Here is a 17,764-nt window from a genome sequence, read left to right on the forward strand (position 1 = left end):
GAGTGAGCGCTTCCTGTTCATCACTCCACCATTGTCCACCGGAGCCCGGATGTCGTCGTCTGGCAGTGGAGTCTTGGCGTACAGCCAGCGCAGTACACGGACCGCGCGCACTACGCCCGGCAGCGGATGCGCCACACATCGTGGCTGACCCGGCCGGCGCTCGCTATCCGCGCTCGCACGGCCCGCGTGTCCCGTGTGCCCCGTCCGCGCCCATCGGCCCCACGGGCTGCCCCGGCGGAGGGAGATCCTGAGCCATTCGCCGCAAGCGGTGCCCCCGCGCCTGGCAGGCGGTCCTTATTCATACGTTATTGGGCTTATCTGATTATTTCCGAGCCTGGAGAAGTCCGATGAGCCCTCAGAAACGCACCGGCGTCCTGCTCGCCACCGCGGCCCTGCTCGCCGTGGCAGCCGGCTGCGGCGCCGACGAACCCTCCGGAGCCGACGGCTCCGAGAAGGGCCGGAGCACCGCCGCCCGGTCCGCGGACGACGCGGCACGCGGCGGCTTCGACCTGGTCGCCACCGGCGACATCCTCGTCCACGACTCCATCATCCGGCAGGCGCGCGCCGACGCGGACGGCTCGGGCTACGACTTCCGCCCCATGCTGGCGGGCGCCGAACCGCTGGTCTCGGACGCGGACGTGGCCATCTGCCACATGGAGACCGTCTACGGTCCCGCCGGGGGCCCGTTCACCGGCTACCCCGCCTTCCAGACCCCGCCCCAGGTGGCGCGGGCGATCAAGGCGACCGGCTACGACAGCTGCTCGACCGCCTCCAACCACACGCTGGACGCGGGACCGGAGGGCGTGGCCCGTACGCTGCGCGCGATGGACGCGGCCGGGGTGCGGCACGCGGGCTCGGCACGCTCCGCCGCGGAGCGCGCCGAACCGGCCGTACGGGAGGCGGGCGGCGCCACCGTCGCCCAGCTCGCGTACACCTACGGCACCAACGGCATCGAGGTCCCGCGCGACCGCCCGTGGCTGGTCAACCTCCTCGACCCGGAGCAGGTCATCAAGGACGCCCGGCGCGCGCGGCGGGCCGGCGCGGACGTCGTCGTGGTGAGCGTGCACTGGGGCGACGAGTGGCAGGAGAAGCCCAACGCGCAGCAGCTGGAGCTGGCCGACCGGCTCACCCGCTCCCGCAGTGCGGGCCGCCGGGACGTCGACCTGATCCTGGGCACCCACAACCACGTGCCGCAGGCGTACGAGAAGGTCAACGGCACCTGGGTCGTCTACGGACTGGGCGACCAGGTCGCCGGCGTGATGAACGACCCGCGCGGCCAGCTGGGCTCGGCCGCCCGCTTCACCTTCGCCCCGCCGCGGGAGGACGGGGGCGAGTGGACGGTGCGCAAGGCCGAGTTCATCCCGTTCCGGATGGAGAGCGCGCCGCCCTACCGGGTGACCCACCTCAACCAGGACCGGGCGGGAGCGGGGAGCGATCCGGGCGGCGCCGGCCAGGGGCAGCGCGACCGCGACCGCGCGAGCGTGCGGGAGGCGGTGCTCAGCAGGGGTGCGGGCGCGGACGGCCTGACCATGGGACGCTGACGCGGCCCCGCGCCCGCCATGCCTCCCGCCCCGGACTCAGCCCGCCGAGTCCGCCTCGTGCGGGGTCAGCACGCCCGCCCCGATCAGGGCGAAGATGAGGATGCCCAGCAGGATGCGGTAGATCACGAAGGGCATGAAGCTCCGGGTGGAGATGAACTTCATGAACCACGAGATCACGGCGTACGCGACGACGAAGGCGAGCACCGTGGCGAAGAGCGTCGGCCCCCAGGAGACGTGCCCCTCGCCGATCTCGGTCAGCTCGAACAGCCCGGAGGCCAGCACGGCCGGAATCGCCAGCAGGAAGGAGTAGCGGGCGGCGGCCTCGCGGGTGTAGCCCATGAAGAGGCCGCCGCTGATGGTGGCTCCCGAGCGTGAGACGCCGGGGACGAGGGCGAGCGACTGCGCCAGGCCGTAGAGCAGGCCGTCGCGCACCGTCAGCTGCTCGATGGTCTTGCCCTGCCGGACGGCGCGGTGCCGCCCGCCCTGCGAGTCGCGGGCGGCCAGCCGGTCGGCGATGCCCAGGATGACGCCGAGCACGATCAGGGTGGTGGCGATCAGCCGCAGGTCGCGGAACGGACCCTCGATGTGGTCCTTGAGGGTGAGGCCGAGCACGCCGATCGGGATGGAGCCGATGATCACCAGCCAGCCCAGCTGGGCGTCGTGGTCGCGCCGCATCGCCTTGTCGGTCAGCGAGCGCGACCAGGCGGAGACGATACGGACGATGTCCTTGCGGAAGTAGATCAGCACCGCGGTCTCGGTGCCGATCTGGGTGACCGCGGTGAAGGCGGCACCGGGGTCCTCCCAGCCGGCGAAGGCGGCGGTGAGCCGCAGGTGCGCGCTCGAGGAGATGGGCAGAAACTCGGTCAGCCCCTGGACGAGCCCGAGGATGAATGATTCGAACCAAGACATGTGTTCCTACGCTGTCCAGACGGTGATCAGGGGTCGGCCTGTGCCCTTGCGGGTCAGCGGCGGGGAGTGGGCTGACGGGGTACTCATGCTGACCCTTTGCTCGCGCGGCTGACAGTGTGTCAGCTTCGGTGTGTGGTGTGCGCGCACAGGAGCGGAGAGGCTTGCGTCCTGGCCGCCAGGAGCGTAGCGCCCCAATCTGTACGCGCGGTGAATGACCCGGGCGAGGGGCCTGCGCAGGCGGGCGCACCTCCCTCTCTGCGCCTCCCCGCGCGCCCCGCCCGCTCAGCGGCCGTAGGCGCAGGGCGGGACGCCGGCCGTGGCGGTGAAGTCGCGGGCCAGGCGGGCCTGGTCGCTGTAGTCCAGTTCCAGGGCAAGCGAGGCCCGGCCGACGGCGTCCTCGGCGGCGGCGCGCTCCAGCGCCTCGTGGAGGCGGTAGTCGCAGCAGCACCCATGTGGCGCCGCGGCCGGTTCACGGCGCCGGAAGCGGACCCGGCCGAGCAGTTCCGAGGCGCCGACGATGCCCCGCGTGTCGCGCTGCGGCCCGGTCGTATCGCGTTTCTTCAAGCGGCCGTACGGCCTTCGGCCCAGAGTAGGGTCGGCACCATGACGGACAGCATCAGCGAACTGCTCGACGCGGCGGCGGCCCGGACCGTCCCCGTGGTGCGCGGTATCGGCGACACCGACCTGGACGCGGCCACCCCGTGCGCCGACTACCAGGTCGAGGACCTGCTCAACCACCTCTTCCTGGTGGTGGTGAACTTCCAGGCGCTCGCCGCCAAGGAGGAGGCCGACTTCGGCAGCACCCCCGAGCGGGTGCGCGGCGACTGGCGCGACCGCTTCGCCCGGGAGACCGCGCTGCTGGCCGAGGCGTGGGCCGCGCCGGGTGCGGAGGAGGGCGAGACGGGCGCCATGTCCATGCCCGCCCAGGTCGTGGGCGGCATGGTGCTGCTGGACCTCGTCGTACACGGCTGGGACCTGGCTCGCGCCACCGGCCAGGACTACGTCCCGGACGAGCGGGCCGTCGCACGGCTCGCCCCGCTGGTGGGGCAGCTGGCGCCGACGGCCCGTGAGCGGGGTGTGTTCGCCGCTCCGGCGCCCGCGGAGGAAGCCGCCACGGACTTCGAGAAGCTCCTGGCCGCCACCGGCCGCGATCCGCGCTGGAGTGCTCCGGCACCGCGCTGAGGTTGCCTCGGCGACGGTCCCGGCCCTGGCCCGCCCGCGACGGCGCCTCCCGTGCGGCTCACGCGCGCGAGGCGACGTCCCGCAGCTTCGCACGCTTGCGCCACGCGAAGACGGCGCCGCCCAGACCGGAGAGCGCGATGAAGCCGAAGGCGGCCAGGAAGACGGGCGAGGTCGGTGAGGTGGCGCTGCTGCCCGCCAGGACGTAGGCGGCGGTGTTCGGCACCGAGCCGAGCGCCGTCGCCGTCAGGAAGGCGGTCCAGCTCATCCGGGAGACGGCGGCTCCGTAGTTGGAGGCCACGAAGGGGACTCCCGGCATCAGCCGGATCACCATCATGGAGCGGAAGCCGTGCGCGCTCAGCTGCCGGTCCAGCGCGGTCAGCACCCGTGCCCGCAGCAGCGGGCGCAGCGCGTCCTGCCCCAGCAGCCTGCCGAGGCCGAAGGCCATGCCCGAGCCGAGGACCGTCCCCGCGAGGGCGGCGACCGTGCCCGTCTGGGCGCCGAAGAGGGCGCCGGCCGCCAGGTTGAGGAAGGGGCGCGGGACGAAAGCCGTCGTGCAGCACCCGTAGGCCAGGGCGAAGAGCACGACGGCGAGCGCGCCGGAGAGCTGGGCGGGCCAGCCGTGCGCGAGCAGGCGCTGCGGCTCGAAGAGGAGCACCCCCGCAGCCGCCGCGGCGAGCAGGACCACCAGCAGGCCGAAGCGGGACCATGGGGAGAGCAGCGTCCGAAGGAGGCGGGCGGGCAGACCCTCGCGCTGCGCGGCGGAGACCGACATCCTGGCGAGAGTATCCGACGAATACGGCGATAGGCCCGGCCCGGGGCAGTGAAGTGGCTAACCTTCCGCCGTGCCGGCACAGGGTGCAACGGCGAGCGGTGCCGGGGCGGGCGCGCCCGCCCCGCGCGGAGGCCCCGCGGCCCGGCGGCGCGCCGGGGCGTCTCGTCACCGGACAGACCTCAGCGGTGGGGCCGGAGCGTCCAGACGATCGTCATCTCGCCGGTCACCGTGCCGTCTTCGCGGGCGAGGGAGACGTGGACGGGGAATTCCGGGCGCTCGCCGCGGTTGAGTTCGGCGATCACCTCGGCGGCGGGGCGGCCCAGTTCGGCGGTGGCGGTCACCGGTCCCATGGCGAGCTTCCGGTAGCTGATCTCCGCGCGGACGGCCAGCGGCACCGCGCGGGAGAGCTGTTCGCCGAAGGCGGTCAGCACGATCGCTCCGCTGGCCGACTCGGCGAGGGTGAACATCGCCCCCGCGTGCGGGCCGCCGACGTGGTTGTGGAAGTCGTCCTGGTCGGGGAGGGTCACCACCGCGCGCTCGCCGGTGGCTTCGGGGAAGTCGAGGTTCAGGGTGCGGACCATCGGCACGGTGGCCGTCATCAACTCGCCGATCGGCGGCACTGCGGGTGTGGACATGAGCCAGAGGTTACCACTGGGTAATACCTGTGGGTAGGGATCTCCGTACGAATGCGCCCCTGTACCGGGTCGGTACCGAAAACAGGGCGGGCGTCCTCGGCGCGGAGCGTGCCCCATAGAGTTACCGGCCATGTGGCCAGGAGACCAGCAGCCCGGGGGCGGGCAGAACCCCCAGCAGCCCAACCCGTACCAGCAGCCCGGGTACCAGCAGCCGAACCCGTACCAGCAGCCGGGGTACGGGTATCCGCAGCAGCCCGACCCGGAGCAGAACCCGTACCAGCAGGCGGGTGCCGGGCAGCAGCCGTGGGGTGCCAGCACGATGCCGGGCGGCCCGCAGCCGCCGCAGGGCGGTGGCGGGAAGTCGCGGACGACGGTCATCGCCGTCGTCGCGGCGCTCGCGGTGATCGCCGCGGCGGTGATCACCGGCGTCTTCCTGCTCCAGGACGACGGTGAGAAGGAGGAGGCCGGTCCCGCGAAGTCGCCCTCGGCCAAGCCCTCCGCGGGCAGGAGTGAGAAGCCGGCGGACCCCAAGCCGACACCCGAGGCGTCCAAGGACCCCGGCGACCCGGTCGTGCCCGGCTGGCAGGCCGTGATCAACCCCAAGCACTACTCGGCCTTCGACGTCCCCGACAACGAGGACTGGAAGGTCGCCTCGCAGGGCACGGTCACCGGCTTCACGGACAACAAGAAGCCCGAGGACCTGCTCGTCGCCATGTCCGCCCCGGCCTACTTCAAGGAGGACTGGTGCAAGGACAGCAACCGGGCGATCGTCGGCACCAAGGGCGGCCAGGGCTCCCGCAACACCAAGGAGGCCGCTGAGATCGCGGCGTCCAACTGGGCCATCGCCGCCTACGACCAGGAGCAGAAGGGCAAGCTCAAGGAGTCGGGCGGCAAGCCCTTCAGCAACAAGCAAGGCATCAAGGGCCACACCGCCACCGCCACGCTCACCGGCGCGCCCAAGGACGGCAAGTGCGAGGTCTCGGAGGCCAAGGTGGTCAGCGTCTCCTGGATCAACTCCAACGACGACCTGGTGCTCTGGGTCTTCCTCACCGACGCCGGTGTCCCGGACGAGATCCCGGACGCCACCATCAAGAAGATGACGGGCAGTCTGCGCAACTACGGCGAGCCCGGCGAGGAGGGCGACCCGCGCGGCTGACGCGCGGGGCGCACGGCCGGCGTCAGCCGACGCCGAACGCGCCGCCCGGCGGTGCTGGCGAGGGCATGGCGGACTCCTCCTGTACGGGCACCGCGTCGCCGGTGAAGCGCCGCAGCGCCACTCCGTGCACGACCCGCGCGGGGAAGGCGTCCGCGGCCACCCGGCGGGCGAGCGCCTCGAGCGGCAGCGGGTCCGCGGAGGCGAGCAGCACGGCGTTGCCGAAGCGGCGTCCGCGCAGGACGGCGGGCTCGGCGACCAGGCACAGCTGCCCGAAGACCGCGCCCAGCGTCGCCAGCTGCGAGCGCAGGAAGGTGAAGGGCGCCGCATCGGCCAGGTTGGCCGCGTAGAGGCCGTGCGGACGCAGCGTCCGCACGGCGGCCCGCGCGCAGGCGAGCGTGGTCAGGTGGGCCGGGACGAGGGAACCGCCGAACACGTCCGCGACCACCGCGTCGGCGGAGGCGGGCGCGGACGCCTCCAGCGCGGCCCGCGCGTCCGCCGCCAGCAGGGTGACCCCGCTGGCGGGCGGCAGCGGCAGGCAGCGGGCGACCAGGTCGAGCAGTGCCCGGTCGTGGTCGACCACGCGCTGGCGCGATCCGGGACGGGTGGCCGCCAGGTAGCGGGGCAGGGTGAGGCCGCCGCCGCCCAGATGGAGGACGTCGAGCGCGCCCTCGGGCCGGGCGAGGTCCAGCGCGTGGGCCAGGCGGCGCGTGTACTCGAACTCGAGGTGGCGGGGGTCGTCCAGGTCCACGTAGGACTGCGGGGCGCCGTCGACCGTCAGCAGCCAGGCCCGCTCGCGGTCCACGTCCGGCATCAGCTTGGCGGTACCGCCCGCGACGGGGCGGCTCACGGGTATCGGCTCGGGCACCGTCCCATTGTGCCCGCCCCGCCCACCGGAGGCGGCCCGCGGGCCGGTCGTCTACGGTGCAGCCAGCGCGGCACCGCGGCGAGAGGAGCAGACGATGACAGCACGGGCACTGATCTCGCCGGTGGGCGGGAAGCGGCCGAGGGTGGCCCCGGAGGCGTTCACCGCACCGACCTCCGTCGTCGTCGGCGACGTCACGATGGCCCCGGGCTCCAGCCTCTGGTACCACGCGGTGCTGCGGGGGGACTGCGGCTCGATCGTCCTGGGCGAGGACAGCAACATCCAGGACAACTGCACCGTGCACGTCGACCCCGGTTTCGCCGTCACCATCGGTGCACGGGTCTCGGTGGGCCACAACACGGTGCTGCACGGCTGCACGGTGGAGGACGACATCCTCGTCGGCATGGGGTCCACGGTGCTCAACGGCGCGCACATCGGCGCGGGCTCACTCGTCGCCGCGCAGGCGCTGGTCCCGCAGGGCATGCGGGTGCCGCCGGGCTCGCTGGTCGCCGGGGTGCCCGCCAAGATCAAGCGGGAGCTGACCGCGGCGGAGCGCGAGGGCATCAAGCTCAACGCGGTGATGTACCTGGAGCTGGCGGAGGCGCACCGGGAGGCGGGTCCGGCCGCCCGGGGATGACCTTGCCCCGGCGCCGAGGCGGCGGCGCGCGGGTGGAAGGAAGATCACAGGACCTGCGCCGATCCGGCTGCCGGACGGGGCGGCTACGGTGAGCGGATGCCCTCGATCAGGAACCCGCTCCCCTCGCTGGCGGCCCGCGCGGTGCACCGTGCCTGGCACCACGCGCAGCGGCTGGGTGCGGTGACGGCCGAGCGGCGCGGCCCGTACGCCTTTCGCGCCCTGGGCACCGGCACCCGGTTGGCCTTCCCGCAGGGCACGATCTTCGGGGCGCCCTGGATCGAGATCGGCGACCACTGCGTCATCGGGCAGCACGTGACCCTGACCGCCGGGATGATGCCCGATCTGGACCTGGGCCGCACGACCGTGCTGCGGCTGGGCAACGGAGTGGTGCTGGGCCGGGGCAGCCACGTCATCGCCGACACGGCCGTGACCCTGGGCGACGACGTCTTCTGCGGACCGTACGTCTACATCACCTCGACCAACCACTCCTACGACGACCCGCACCAGCCCGTCGGCAGGCAGTGGCCGCGCACCGCGCCGGTGGAGATCGGCACCGGCAGCTGGCTCGGCGCCGGAGCGGTGATCCTGCCGGGCGCCCGGCTGGGCCGCAACGTCGTGGTCGCCGCCGGGGCGGTCGTACGGGGCGAGGTGCCCGACCACGCGGTGGCCGCGGGCGCGCCCGCCCGCGTCGTACGGCGCTGGGACCCGGAGGCGGGCTGGCAGCCGCCGCTGCGTACTCCGGCGCCGGTGCCCCTGCCCGAGGGCATCACGCCCGGCGAACTGCACGCGCTGGCCGAACTCGCCGAACTGGGCGAGGCGGACGGGGCTCCCGGCGCCGACACGGCGTAGGCCCTGTCGTCACCATGTCGCCTGCTGTGCGGCGTCTGGCACGCGTCCCCTCGGCCCTTCGGGCCTGGGGAGGCCCCATGCCTCGGCCCTTCGGGCCTGGGGAGGCCCATGCTCGCCGCGTTGTCGGAGTCGCCCACGTACGGCCCGGTACGAGGACGAGTCCGTAGCCTTGCGAGCGCACGCACCACACGCCGCACAGCCCGGCCTCCGGCCGGACACCGTCATTTTGACGACACGGCGTAGCTCCGCCGCCCGCGCGGGCCGGGCCCTCAGGGGCGGGTGCCCCGGGGCTCAGCCTGTGGCCAGCAGGACTGTGCCCGCCAGCGCCAGCACCGCCCCGGCCGCCTGCACCCGGCGCAGCCGCTCGCGCAGCACGCCGCGCGCCGCCAGCGCGGTGACCAGGGGGTAGAGCGAGGCCAGCACCGCCGCCACGGTCACCGGGCCGGACTGGGTGGCCACCATGTACGTGCCGTTCCCCGCGACGTCGGCCAGGCCGACGAAGGCGAGCGCGGGCAGTGCGGCGTACACCACGGGACGTCCGCCCTCCGGCAGCGCGGGCACGCCCCGGCGGCCCTGCGCCAGCAGCGCCCCGCCCGCGACCGCGACGTTGCACACCCGCTGCACGAACAGGGCCAGGAAGAGCGCCGTCATCGTCGCCGAGGCATGCTCGATCAGCGCCAGCACCGCGCCGAACCCGAAGGCCGCCACCAGGGTCAGCAGGACCGTCTGCCGCTGTACGGGCGCGCCGCGCAGCTCCGGCCCGCCTGCCATGACCACGCCGCCCACGGCGATCAGCAGTCCGGCCCCCTGGAGCCAGCCGGGCCGCTCGCCCAGCGCCAGCCCGGCGCCGACCGGCACCAGGACGGCCAGGGAGGCCAGGGGCGAGACCACGCCCATCGGGCCCTGGGCCAGCGCCCGGTAGAAGGAGAACATCGCGACCGGGCCGACGATCCCGGCGGCCACGGCGAACCACAGCTGCGGACCCCACTCGCTCCAGCCGCCGGTGACCACGACGATCACGCCGAGCACCACCGTGGCGAGCGCCTGCGAGACCACCACCACGGTCGCGGCCGGAATCCGCCGGGTCAGCAGGCCGCCGCCGAAGTCGGCCAGCCCCCAAAGGAGGCTCGTGGCCAGGGCCAGGGCTGCGCTCATCGAACATACCTCGCAGTACAGTGTGGTGGATGCTGAAGTGCAGCACACCGTAGTCGATTACTTTGCACTGCGGCATTGAATATAATGTTCTCTGCGATTCTGGACGGTGTGGCAGCCCCGTGACCGATCTCGACCACCTCACGCAGTCCCTCGCCCGCAGCCTCAAGCGCCGGCGCCACGAGCGCGGCTTCACCCTCGACGCGCTCGCCGCCCGCGCGGGCGTGAGCCGGGGCATGCTGATCCAGATCGAGCAGGCGCGTACGAACCCGAGCGTCGGCACGGTCGTCAAGGTCGCCGACGCCTTGGGCGTGAGCATCACCACGCTCCTGGAGTTCGACCAGGAACCCCTGGTCCGCGTCGTCCCCGCCGAGCAGGCCGTCCGCCTGTGGTCCACCGAGTCGGGCAGCCACAGCACGCTGCTCGCGGGCACCGAGGCCCCCGGCCCGCTGGAGCTGTGGTCCTGGCGGCTGATGCCGGGGGAGGGCAGTGATTCCGACGCGCACCCGCGGGGCACCACCGAACTGATCCACGTCTCCGCCGGAGAACTGGCACTGAGGGTGGACGGCACGGACCACCGGCTGCCCGCCGGGACGTCGGCCGCCTTCGGGGCGCACGTCCCGCACGGCTACCGCAACGACGGCGCCGACCCGGTCGAGATGACCATGGCGGTCTCCGTCCCGACCCCCCGCTGACGCAGGGCGCGCCGGCCCTACGATGCCTCCATGCGCGCACCCATCGGAGACTTCGACCAGGCCCGCCCCGCACCCGACTGCCTCGGCCTGCTCAGCGCCCCGGTCGCCGCCGCCGTACGGGAGTGGACCGGCACGGTGCCGGCCGAGCGGCTGCTCTTCGTGGACACCGACCCCGATCTCGCGGACACGGACGCCTTCGTGCGGGCGTACGGCGCCGAACTGCGGGAAACCTCCGCCAACTGCGTCGTGGTCACCGCCAAGCGCGCCGGTGAGCGGGTGCTGGCCGGCTGCCTGGTCCCCGCCAGCACCCGGCTGGACGTCAACGGCGCGGTCCGCCGCCAACTGGGCGCCCGCAAGGCGTCCTTCGCACCGCACGAGACCGCGGTCGGGGAGACGGGCATGGAGTACGGGGGCATCACCCCGATCGGACTGCCGGCGGGCTGGCCGGTGCTGATCGACCTCGCGGTGACCGAGATGCCCTGGGTGCTCATCGGCAGCGGCAGCAGGCGTGGCAAGCTCATCGTGCCGGGGAAGGCGCTGGCACAGCTGCCGGGAGCACTCGTCATCGGGGGTGCTCGGCGGCTGGGCACGGCGGGCGCCGGAGTCGCAGCGGCGGACGCGGAGCGGGACGGTTCCTAGGGCGTGCCCGCGCGCCGGGACAGGTCGATCGAGAGCGCCGTGGAGTGCTCGGCGAAGCCCAGGCTCCGGTAGAGCTTCTCGGCCTCGCCGGTCGCGTGCAGGTCGACCCGGGTGACGCCTTGCGCGGCGAACCAGCCGAGCAGCGCATCCGTCGTCGCGCGGGCGTAGCCGCGACCCCGGTAGCGGGGGTCGGTGCAGACGCTGAAGATGAACCCGAAGCGGCCGGTGGGATGCCCCGGCCCCGGCAGCCGCTCCTCCAGGCTGCCCACCGAACAGGCGGCCAGATGCGGCTCGCCCGGCTCGTCCCCGTCCACCACGAAGGCACCCAGTGTGGTCCTCGGTCCGGACAGCTGCCGCCGGGCGGCCTCCTCCGCGCCGCCCTCCCAGGCCCCCGGCTGATCGCGGCCGTGCATCGCCGCGAACATCAGCCGTCGCAGCCGGACGATCTCCGGAGCGTCATAGGGGCGCGCGGCCCGTATCTCTGCCATGGGCGGATGCTACGGCCTCCTCCGCGCGGCGGGACCCCTGCGCGCGGCGCCGCCGGCGCCCGGCGTAAGCGGCTCAGCCCAGGCGCGGGATCTCGATCGCCGGGCACCTGTCCATCACCATGTCGACACCGGCCGCACGGGTGCGCGCGTACGCGTCCTCGTCGACCACCCCCAGCTGGAACCACACGGCCTTGGCACCCGCCGCGACCGCCTGGTCGGCCACCGCACCGGCCAGCGACGAGTTGACGAAGACGTCCACCACGTCGACGGGGAAGGGGACGTCCGCCAGCGTCGCGTACCCCGGCTCTCCCTCGACCGCCTCGGCCTTGGGGTGCACCGGCACCACGCGTTTGCCGAACCGCCGCAGCACACCCGCCACGCCGTACGCCGCCCGCTCCCGGTTGTTCGAGAGGCCGACCACCGCCCAGGTGTCGCCCGAGGAGGTGAGAATCCTGCGCACCGTCTCCGTATCCGCGTACATGCCCTGCACAACCGGCATACCGGCCCCGCGCATTCCCGGTGCGGCCCTCACTACGCTGGCCCCATGCAGCAGCAGTATCTGACCGTCCCCGGCGAGGGCGTTCACGAGACCGAGGTCAACCGGTCGCGGTTCCGCTGCGCGCTGGCTCCCGCAGCGACGGAGGCGGAGGCGCGCGCCTTCCTCGCCCGGGTCCGGGCGGAGCACCCGACCGCCAGTCACCACTGCTGGGCGTACGCGATCGGCGCGGACGGCGCCCTCACCCGGGCGGGCGACGACGGCGAACCGGGCGGCACGGCCGGTGCGCCCATGCTCCAGATGCTGACCCGCCGCGGTGTGACCTGCGTGGTGGCGGTGGTCAGCCGCTGGTTCGGCGGGACGAAGCTCGGTGCGGGCGGCCTCATCCGTGCTTACGGCGGCGCCGTCGGCGAGGCGCTGGACGCGCTCGGCACGGTCACCCGGCAGCGCACCCGGCTCGCCACCGTCACCGTCGACCACCAGCGGGCCGGGCGGCTGGAGAACGAACTGCGCTCCCGGGGCACCCGGGTGCACGAGGTGCGCTACGGCGCCGAGGTCGCCCTCGCGGTCGAGGTGCTCGAGGCGGACCTGGAGGCATTCCGCTCCTGGCTGGCCGACGCCACGGCGGGCGGCGCCCGCCTCGACCTGGGCGCGGACTCCTTCGGCGCGGCTGCGGACGGCCGAGGCCCCGTGCGCCCCGCCGCTGACTGATAGCGTGCTGCCCGGGCGTCGGCAGCCGGGGGCGGAGGGATGAAGATGCAGGTGGGGGTGGTGCGGTGAGAATCCTGCACACGTCCGACTGGCATCTGGGCCGCAGCTTCCACCGGGTCAGCCTGCTGGAAGCCCAGCGGGCCTTCCTGGACCACCTCGTGGCGACGGTCCAGGAGCAGCGGGTGCAGGCCGTGCTCGTCGCGGGCGACATCCACGACCGCGCGGTGCCGCCGCTCGCCGCGGTCGAGCTGTTCGACGACGCCCTGCACCGGCTCGCCGCCCTCGAGGTACCCACCGTCATGATCTCCGGCAACCACGACTCGGCCGGGCGGCTCGGTGTGGCCGCCGGGCTGATCGAGAAGGCCGGCATCCACCTGCGCACGGCCCCGGCGGGCTGCGGCACCCCGGTGCTCCTGTCCGATGAACACGGCGACGTGGCCGTCTACGGGCTGCCCTATCTCGAACCGGCCCTGGCGCAGGCCGTGCTCGGCGCCGAGCAGCGCGGCCACACCGCCGTCCTGGAGGCCGCCATGGACCGGGTGCGTCGCGACCTGGCCGGCCGGGCGGCGGGCACCCGCTCGGTCGTGCTCGCCCACGCCTTCGTCACCGGCGGCCAGGCCTGCGACAGCGAGCGCGACATCAGCGTCGGCGGGGTGTCCGCCGTCCCGGCCGCCGTCTTCGACGGCGTGGACTACGCCGCGCTGGGCCATCTGCACGGCTGCCAGACGCTCACCGAGCGGGTGCGCTACTCCGGCTCCCCGCTCGCGTACTCCTTCTCCGAGGCGCGGCAGCGCAAGTCCATGTGGCTGATCGACCTCGACGCCCGCGGTGCCGTGCACGCCGAGCGGCTGTACTGCCCGGTGCCCCGGCCGCTGGCCCGCCTGCGCGGGACGCTGGCGGAACTCCTGGAGGAGCCGGCCCATCAGGAGCACGCGGACTCCTGGGTCGAGGCGACGCTCACCGACCCCTTCCGGCCCGACGAGCCGATGGTGCGCCTGGCCGCCCGCTTCCCGCACATCCTCAGCCTCGTCTTCGCCCCGGAGCGCACCGAGCAGGACCCGCACCTCAGCTACGCCGAGCGGCTGCGCGGACGCGGCGAGCAGGAGATCGCCGAGGACTTCGTGCGCCACGTCCGGCACGGCAGGGACGCCGACGCGCACGAGCGGCGGATGCTGCGGGACGCCTTCGACGCCGTCCGCGTTGCCGCGAGCGCGGACGGCGAGGGCGACGCCGGAAGCGGCGGCGGAGAGATTCTCGGCGGTGCCGCCCGGTGAGGCCGCACCGCCTCGGCCTGACGGCCTTCGGCCCCTTCGCGGGCACCCACCACGTCGACTTCGACGCCCTCTGCGCCGACGGCCTCTTCCTCCTGCACGGCGCGACCGGCGCGGGCAAGACCTCGCTCCTGGACGCCCTGTGCTTCGCGCTCTACGGCGGCGTGCCCGGGGCCCGCCAGCAGCCCGGCGGCAGCCTGCGCAGCGACCACGCCGACCCGCGCACGCTGACCGAGGTGGTGCTGGAGGTGTCCGTCGGCGGGCGCCGTCTGGAGATCACCCGGCGCCCCGAGCAGCTGCGGCCCAAGAAGGCGGGGCGCGGGCTGACCAAGGAGCGGGCATACGCCGCGCTGCGCGAGTACGACGCGGGGGCGGGCGAGTGGAAGCCGCTCAGCCGCTCCCACCAGGAGATCGGCATCGAGATCGCCGACCTGCTGGGCATGAGCCGGGACCAGTTCTGCCAGGTGGCGCTGCTGCCGCAGGGGGACTTCGCGCGCTTCCTGCGGGCCGGGGCCGAGGACCGGGCCAAGCTGCTGGGGCGGCTCTTCGACACCGGCCGCTTCGTCGCCGTCGAGGACGAACTGGTGCGGATGCGCCGCGGCGCCCAGGAGGAGGTGCGCGGCGCGGACGACGCGCTGCTGGCCCTCGCCCACCGCATGCGGCAGGCCGCCGGCACCGACCTCGGGCTCGGGCAGGGCCACGGCGACGCCGACGGCTGGCCGCCCGCGCCGCTCGGCCTACCGGAGCAGCGGCGCGGCGAGGTCCGCAGCCGCACGGCCGGGCGGGCCGAGGAGGGGGCCGGACAACGTGCGGCGGAGCTGCCGGGCCGGCCCGCCCTGGCCGAGGCCGTGCTGGAGTGGGCGGCCCTGGCGCGGTCCGCCGCGCGGGAGCGCCGCGACGGCGCCGCGCTCGCCGCCCGTGCCGCGGAGGAGCGGCACACCCGCGCCCTCGCGTACCTGGAGGAGAGCCGGGAGCAGGACCGCCGGCGCCGGCGCTACGACGCCGCCCGGGCGCGGGCCGACCGGCTCCGCGCCGAGGCGCCCGAGCGCCGGCTCACCACGGACCGGCTGGCCGCTGCCCGCGCGGCCGACGCCGTCCTCCCGGCAGCCGCCCTGCGCGAGACGGCCGCGGCCGAGCAGGCCGCGGCCGAGCGGGCCGAGCGCGAGCACCGCGCGGCGCTGCCCTCCGGGTGCGCGGCCCTGGACCCGGCCGCGCTCACCGCGCGCGAACGGGAGACGCGGCAGGAGCTGGGCACCCTGGAGTCCGCCCGCCGCGCCGAGGGGCGCTGCGCCGCCATCGACACCGAACTGGCCGCCCTGGAGCGGGAGTCCCGTACCGACGAGGAGGCTCTGCGGGAGGCCGAGGAGTGGCTCAAGGAGTGGGAGACGGCCCGCCCCGCGCTCCAGCTGCGGGTCGAGCGTGCCCAGGACGCCGCCACCCGCGCCGAGCAGCTGGCCGGCCGCCTCGGCCCGGCCCGCCGCCGGCTCGCCGCCGCCCGCCGTCGCGACGGGCTGGAGGACGAGCTGCGGGAGGCGCGTACCGAGCTGCTGACCGCCCGTGAGGAGGCCGCCCGCGCACACCAGCACTGGCTGGACCTGCGCGAGCGGCGGCTGCGCGGCTTCGCCGCCGAACTGGCCGCCGAGCTGAGCCCCGGCGCGGCCTGCGCCGTCTGCGGCAGCACCGCACACCCCGAACCGGCCCGGCCCGGCGACGCGCACGTCGATCAGCGAGCCGAGGACGCCGCGCTGGCGGCACACCGCCGGGCAGAGGCGCTGCGGGAGGAGGCGGGCCAGCGCGAGCGGGCACTGGCCGAGCAGCTGACGGCCGCCCGCGCCGAAGCGGATCAGGTGGACCAGGCGGACGAGCCGGGACCGGAGACGGACGCGGGGGCCGAGGGAGCGGCGGCCACGCCCCGCGGCGTCGGCGAACTGGCCGCCGCGCTGGGAGAGCTGGAGCGCGCGCACGCCGACGCGCACACCGAGGCGTCCGGCGCCCACGCCGCCCGGGAGGGCCTGGCCCGCGCCGAACGCGAGCAGTCGCGGCGGCTGGACGGGCGCCTCGCGACCGAGCGCCGGTCCGCCGCCCGCACCTCGCACCGCGAAGCACTCCAGCGCGAACGGGCCGCCCTGCTCGAGGAGGTGCGGGCGGCCCGCGGTGGCGCCGCCGGGGTCGCCGAGCGCGCCGCGCTCCTGGAGCGCCGCGCCGGACTGCTCGCCGAGGCCGCGGAGGCGGCGCGTTTGGCCGACACCGCGCGGCTACGGCTGGCGAACGCGGAGGAGGGGGCCGCCGACGCCGCGCGGCGGGCCCGCTTCGGGACGGTGCGGGAGGCCGTCGACGCCGCGCTGGACGCCGCCGCCCAGGCGGACCTGCACGAGCGGCTGGAGAGCTGGCAGGCCGAGGAGCGCGCCGTGGCCGCCGAACTGGCCGTCCCCGGGCTCGCCGAGGCCGCCGAGGCGCCCGCCGCCGATCCGGCGGCGGCACAGGCGGCGGCGGAGACCGCCACCCGCCTGCTGCGGGACGCCTCCGCCGCCCACCAGGCGGCCCGGCAGCGCTGCACCCAGCTGGACGGGCTCAGCGCCCGCGCGAGCGCCGACGTACGCCGCCTCGCCCCGCTGCGCGAGACCCACCGGCGGCTCGCCGCGCTGGCCGGCCTCGCCGCGGGCACCTCGGCGGAGAACGAGCGCAAGATGCGGCTGGAGACCTACGTGCTGGCGGCACGGCTGGAGCAGGTGGCCGCCGCCGCAAGCGCCCGGCTGGCCCGGATGTCCGCCGGGCGGTACACCCTGGTGCACTCCGCCGAGCGGGCGTCCGGGCGCGGGCGTTCGGGTCTGGGGCTGCACGTCATCGACTCCTGGACCGGCGTCGAGCGGGACACGGCCTCGCTCTCCGGCGGCGAGACGTTCTTCGCCTCCCTCGCGCTGGCGCTGGGCCTCGCCGACGTCGTCACCGACGAGGCGGGCGGCACACCGCTGGACACCCTCTTCATCGACGAGGGGTTCGGCAGTCTCGACGAGGAGACCCTCGACGAGGTCCTCGACGTGCTCGACTCGCTGCGCGAGCGGGACCGCAGCGTGGGCATCGTCAGCCATGTCGCGGACCTGCGGCGGCGCGTCCCCGCCCGGCTGGAGGTGGTCAAGACCCGCACCGGCTCCTCGCTGCGGCACCGCGCCGGGACGGTCAGCGGCTGAGCGGGCGCCGGGGGAGCGGGGAGGAGCAGACGAGCCTGGTGGTGACCGGGCCGGGCGCGCCGATCCGGCCGACGGCCTCCTCCAGGTGCCGCATCGAGCGGGCCGAGACCTTCATGACGAAAGGCCTTCGTGACGAAGCAGTCGTCTCCGGTGCCGCGTAGCCGGTGATCACGCCCGTCTCCTGGAGCCGCCGTGTCCGCTCGGTCACCGCGCCGACGGACGTCCAGGAGGCACCGGTCGGTGGCGTCCGGTGAATTCTCGGTCATGGGCGGTGCCTACCGGGAGACTCCCCGGCCGGACAAGTGACCGGCCGGGGAAGTCCCCTTCAGCGGGCGGCGCGGGAATCCTAGGTGAGTGCCATGCCTGCGACGGCGCGGCGAAGGGCGCGTACGCGTTGGCGCGGCTCGGCTACCGCGTCAAGGAGATGCTCGGCGGCCGCGTCAAGGAGATGCTCGGCGGCATCGAGTGCCGGAGACGCCAGGGCTACCCCGTGCAGGCCGCCGGCGGCGTCATCCGCCTCGCGGCCGACCCGCGGACCGCCCCGGCGGGCGCCGCGTGCGGCTGCTGACCCGGCGGCCGGC

General features: G+C 74.8%; 19 protein-coding genes and 1 pseudogene. 11 read left to right on the forward strand and 9 right to left on the reverse strand.

What is annotated here, in order from left to right:
- Nucleotides 1-347 precede the first annotated feature (347 nt).
- Nucleotides 348-1,541, forward strand: coding sequence for a CapA family protein (locus H299_RS0120645; protein WP_027749958.1), 1,194 nt, complete (start codon nt 348-350; stop codon nt 1,539-1,541).
- 36 nt (nt 1,542-1,577) lie between these two features.
- Here H299_RS0120645 and H299_RS0120650 read toward each other — a convergent pair whose 3' ends face one another.
- Together H299_RS0120650 and H299_RS40000 are read right to left on the reverse strand one after the other, a co-directional pair.
- A complete protein-coding gene (locus H299_RS0120650) occupies nt 1,578-2,450 on the reverse strand; it encodes an undecaprenyl-diphosphate phosphatase (RefSeq protein WP_027749959.1) in 873 nt (290 codons plus the stop codon).
- Nucleotides 2,451-2,732: 282 nt separating this feature from the next.
- Nucleotides 2,733-3,014 carry a hypothetical protein gene (locus H299_RS40000; protein WP_027749960.1) on the reverse strand — a complete coding sequence of 94 codons (282 nt, stop codon included), beginning with the start codon at nt 3,012-3,014 and terminating at the stop codon, nt 2,733-2,735.
- Nucleotides 3,015-3,053: 39 nt separating this feature from the next.
- Here H299_RS40000 and H299_RS0120660 point away from each other — a divergent pair, with 39 nt between their 5' ends.
- A complete protein-coding gene (locus H299_RS0120660) occupies nt 3,054-3,632 on the forward strand; it encodes a TIGR03086 family metal-binding protein (protein WP_027749961.1) in 579 nt (192 codons plus the stop codon).
- Nucleotides 3,633-3,690: 58 nt separating this feature from the next.
- Here H299_RS0120660 and H299_RS0120665 read toward each other — a convergent pair whose 3' ends face one another.
- Together H299_RS0120665 and H299_RS0120670 are read right to left on the reverse strand one after the other, a co-directional pair.
- Nucleotides 3,691-4,404 carry a TVP38/TMEM64 family protein gene (locus tag H299_RS0120665; protein ID WP_027749962.1) on the reverse strand — a complete coding sequence of 238 codons (714 nt, stop codon included), beginning with the start codon at nt 4,402-4,404 and terminating at the stop codon, nt 3,691-3,693.
- Nucleotides 4,405-4,583: 179 nt separating this feature from the next.
- Nucleotides 4,584-5,039: a DUF4442 domain-containing protein gene (locus H299_RS0120670; RefSeq protein WP_027749963.1), complete on the reverse strand. Its 456-nt coding sequence runs from the start codon at nt 5,037-5,039 to the stop codon at nt 4,584-4,586.
- Between the two features lie 130 nt (nt 5,040-5,169).
- Here H299_RS0120670 and H299_RS0120675 point away from each other — a divergent pair, with 130 nt between their 5' ends.
- A complete protein-coding gene (locus H299_RS0120675; protein ID WP_027749964.1) occupies nt 5,170-6,195 on the forward strand; it encodes a DUF8017 domain-containing protein in 1,026 nt (341 codons plus the stop codon).
- Between the two features lie 22 nt (nt 6,196-6,217).
- Here H299_RS0120675 and H299_RS0120680 read toward each other — a convergent pair whose 3' ends face one another.
- Nucleotides 6,218-7,060, reverse strand: a complete 843-nt coding sequence (locus H299_RS0120680) for a fused MFS/spermidine synthase (protein ID WP_027749965.1) — start codon at nt 7,058-7,060, stop codon at nt 6,218-6,220.
- Nucleotides 7,061-7,154: 94 nt separating this feature from the next.
- On the opposite strand from H299_RS0120680, the gene H299_RS0120685 reads away from it, so the two are divergent.
- Nucleotides 7,155-7,694 carry a gamma carbonic anhydrase family protein gene (locus tag H299_RS0120685; protein WP_027749966.1) on the forward strand — a complete coding sequence of 180 codons (540 nt, stop codon included), beginning with the start codon at nt 7,155-7,157 and terminating at the stop codon, nt 7,692-7,694.
- Between the two features lie 96 nt (nt 7,695-7,790).
- Nucleotides 7,791-8,543, forward strand: coding sequence for an acyltransferase (locus tag H299_RS0120690; protein WP_027749967.1), 753 nt, complete (start codon nt 7,791-7,793; stop codon nt 8,541-8,543).
- 291 nt (nt 8,544-8,834) lie between these two features.
- Here the strand turns inward: H299_RS0120690 and H299_RS0120695 are convergent, their stop codons facing one another.
- On the reverse strand, nt 8,835-9,698 hold the full coding sequence (locus H299_RS0120695) for a DMT family transporter (protein ID WP_027749968.1): 864 nt from the start codon (nt 9,696-9,698) through the stop codon (nt 8,835-8,837).
- A gap of 119 nt (nt 9,699-9,817) precedes the next feature.
- On the opposite strand from H299_RS0120695, the gene H299_RS0120700 reads away from it, so the two are divergent.
- The gene (locus tag H299_RS0120700; RefSeq protein WP_027749969.1) at nt 9,818-10,390 is read left to right on the forward strand and encodes a cupin domain-containing protein; all 573 of its coding nucleotides are present in this window, start codon (nt 9,818-9,820) and stop codon (nt 10,388-10,390) included.
- Nucleotides 10,391-10,420: 30 nt separating this feature from the next.
- Nucleotides 10,421-11,029 (forward strand): YbaK/EbsC family protein, encoded by a 609-nt coding sequence (locus H299_RS35270; RefSeq protein ID WP_051262674.1) that lies wholly within the window; start codon nt 10,421-10,423, stop codon nt 11,027-11,029.
- Here the strand turns inward: H299_RS35270 and H299_RS0120710 are convergent.
- Together H299_RS0120710 and H299_RS0120715 are read right to left on the reverse strand one after the other, a co-directional pair.
- Nucleotides 11,026-11,517, reverse strand: coding sequence for a GNAT family N-acetyltransferase (locus H299_RS0120710; RefSeq protein ID WP_027749970.1), 492 nt, complete (start codon nt 11,515-11,517; stop codon nt 11,026-11,028). The two genes, H299_RS35270 and H299_RS0120710, sit on opposite strands and share 4 nt — an antisense overlap.
- 73 nt (nt 11,518-11,590) lie before the next feature.
- Nucleotides 11,591-11,998, reverse strand: a complete 408-nt coding sequence (locus H299_RS0120715; RefSeq protein WP_027749971.1) for a CoA-binding protein — start codon at nt 11,996-11,998, stop codon at nt 11,591-11,593.
- Nucleotides 11,999-12,061: 63 nt separating this feature from the next.
- Here H299_RS0120715 and H299_RS0120720 point away from each other — a divergent pair, with 63 nt between their 5' ends.
- From H299_RS0120720 to H299_RS0120730, 3 genes are all read left to right on the forward strand, one after another.
- Entirely contained in the window at nt 12,062-12,724 is a 663-nt protein-coding gene (locus H299_RS0120720) for a YigZ family protein (protein ID WP_027749972.1), read from the forward strand.
- Nucleotides 12,725-12,789: 65 nt separating this feature from the next.
- On the forward strand, nt 12,790-13,998 hold the full coding sequence (locus H299_RS35275) for an exonuclease SbcCD subunit D (RefSeq protein WP_051262675.1): 1,209 nt from the start codon (nt 12,790-12,792) through the stop codon (nt 13,996-13,998).
- Nucleotides 13,995-17,183, forward strand: coding sequence for an AAA family ATPase (locus tag H299_RS0120730; protein WP_027749973.1), 3,189 nt, complete (start codon nt 13,995-13,997; stop codon nt 17,181-17,183). The genes H299_RS35275 and H299_RS0120730 overlap by 4 nt, the downstream gene beginning before the upstream one ends.
- Here the strand turns inward: H299_RS0120730 and H299_RS38505 are convergent.
- Nucleotides 17,173-17,403 (reverse strand): annotated as a pseudogene (locus H299_RS38505) (Lrp/AsnC family transcriptional regulator); the annotation flags it as partial. The gene H299_RS0120730 and the pseudogene H299_RS38505 sit on opposite strands and share 11 nt — an antisense overlap.
- A 174-nt stretch (nt 17,404-17,577) precedes the next feature.
- On the opposite strand from H299_RS38505, the gene H299_RS39685 reads away from it, so the two are divergent.
- Nucleotides 17,578-17,751 carry a hypothetical protein gene (locus H299_RS39685; RefSeq protein ID WP_158692366.1) on the forward strand — a complete coding sequence of 58 codons (174 nt, stop codon included), beginning with the start codon at nt 17,578-17,580 and terminating at the stop codon, nt 17,749-17,751.
- The last annotated feature ends 13 nt before the right edge of the window (nt 17,752-17,764 follow it).

This window comes from Streptomyces sp. CNH287, assembly GCF_000424825.1.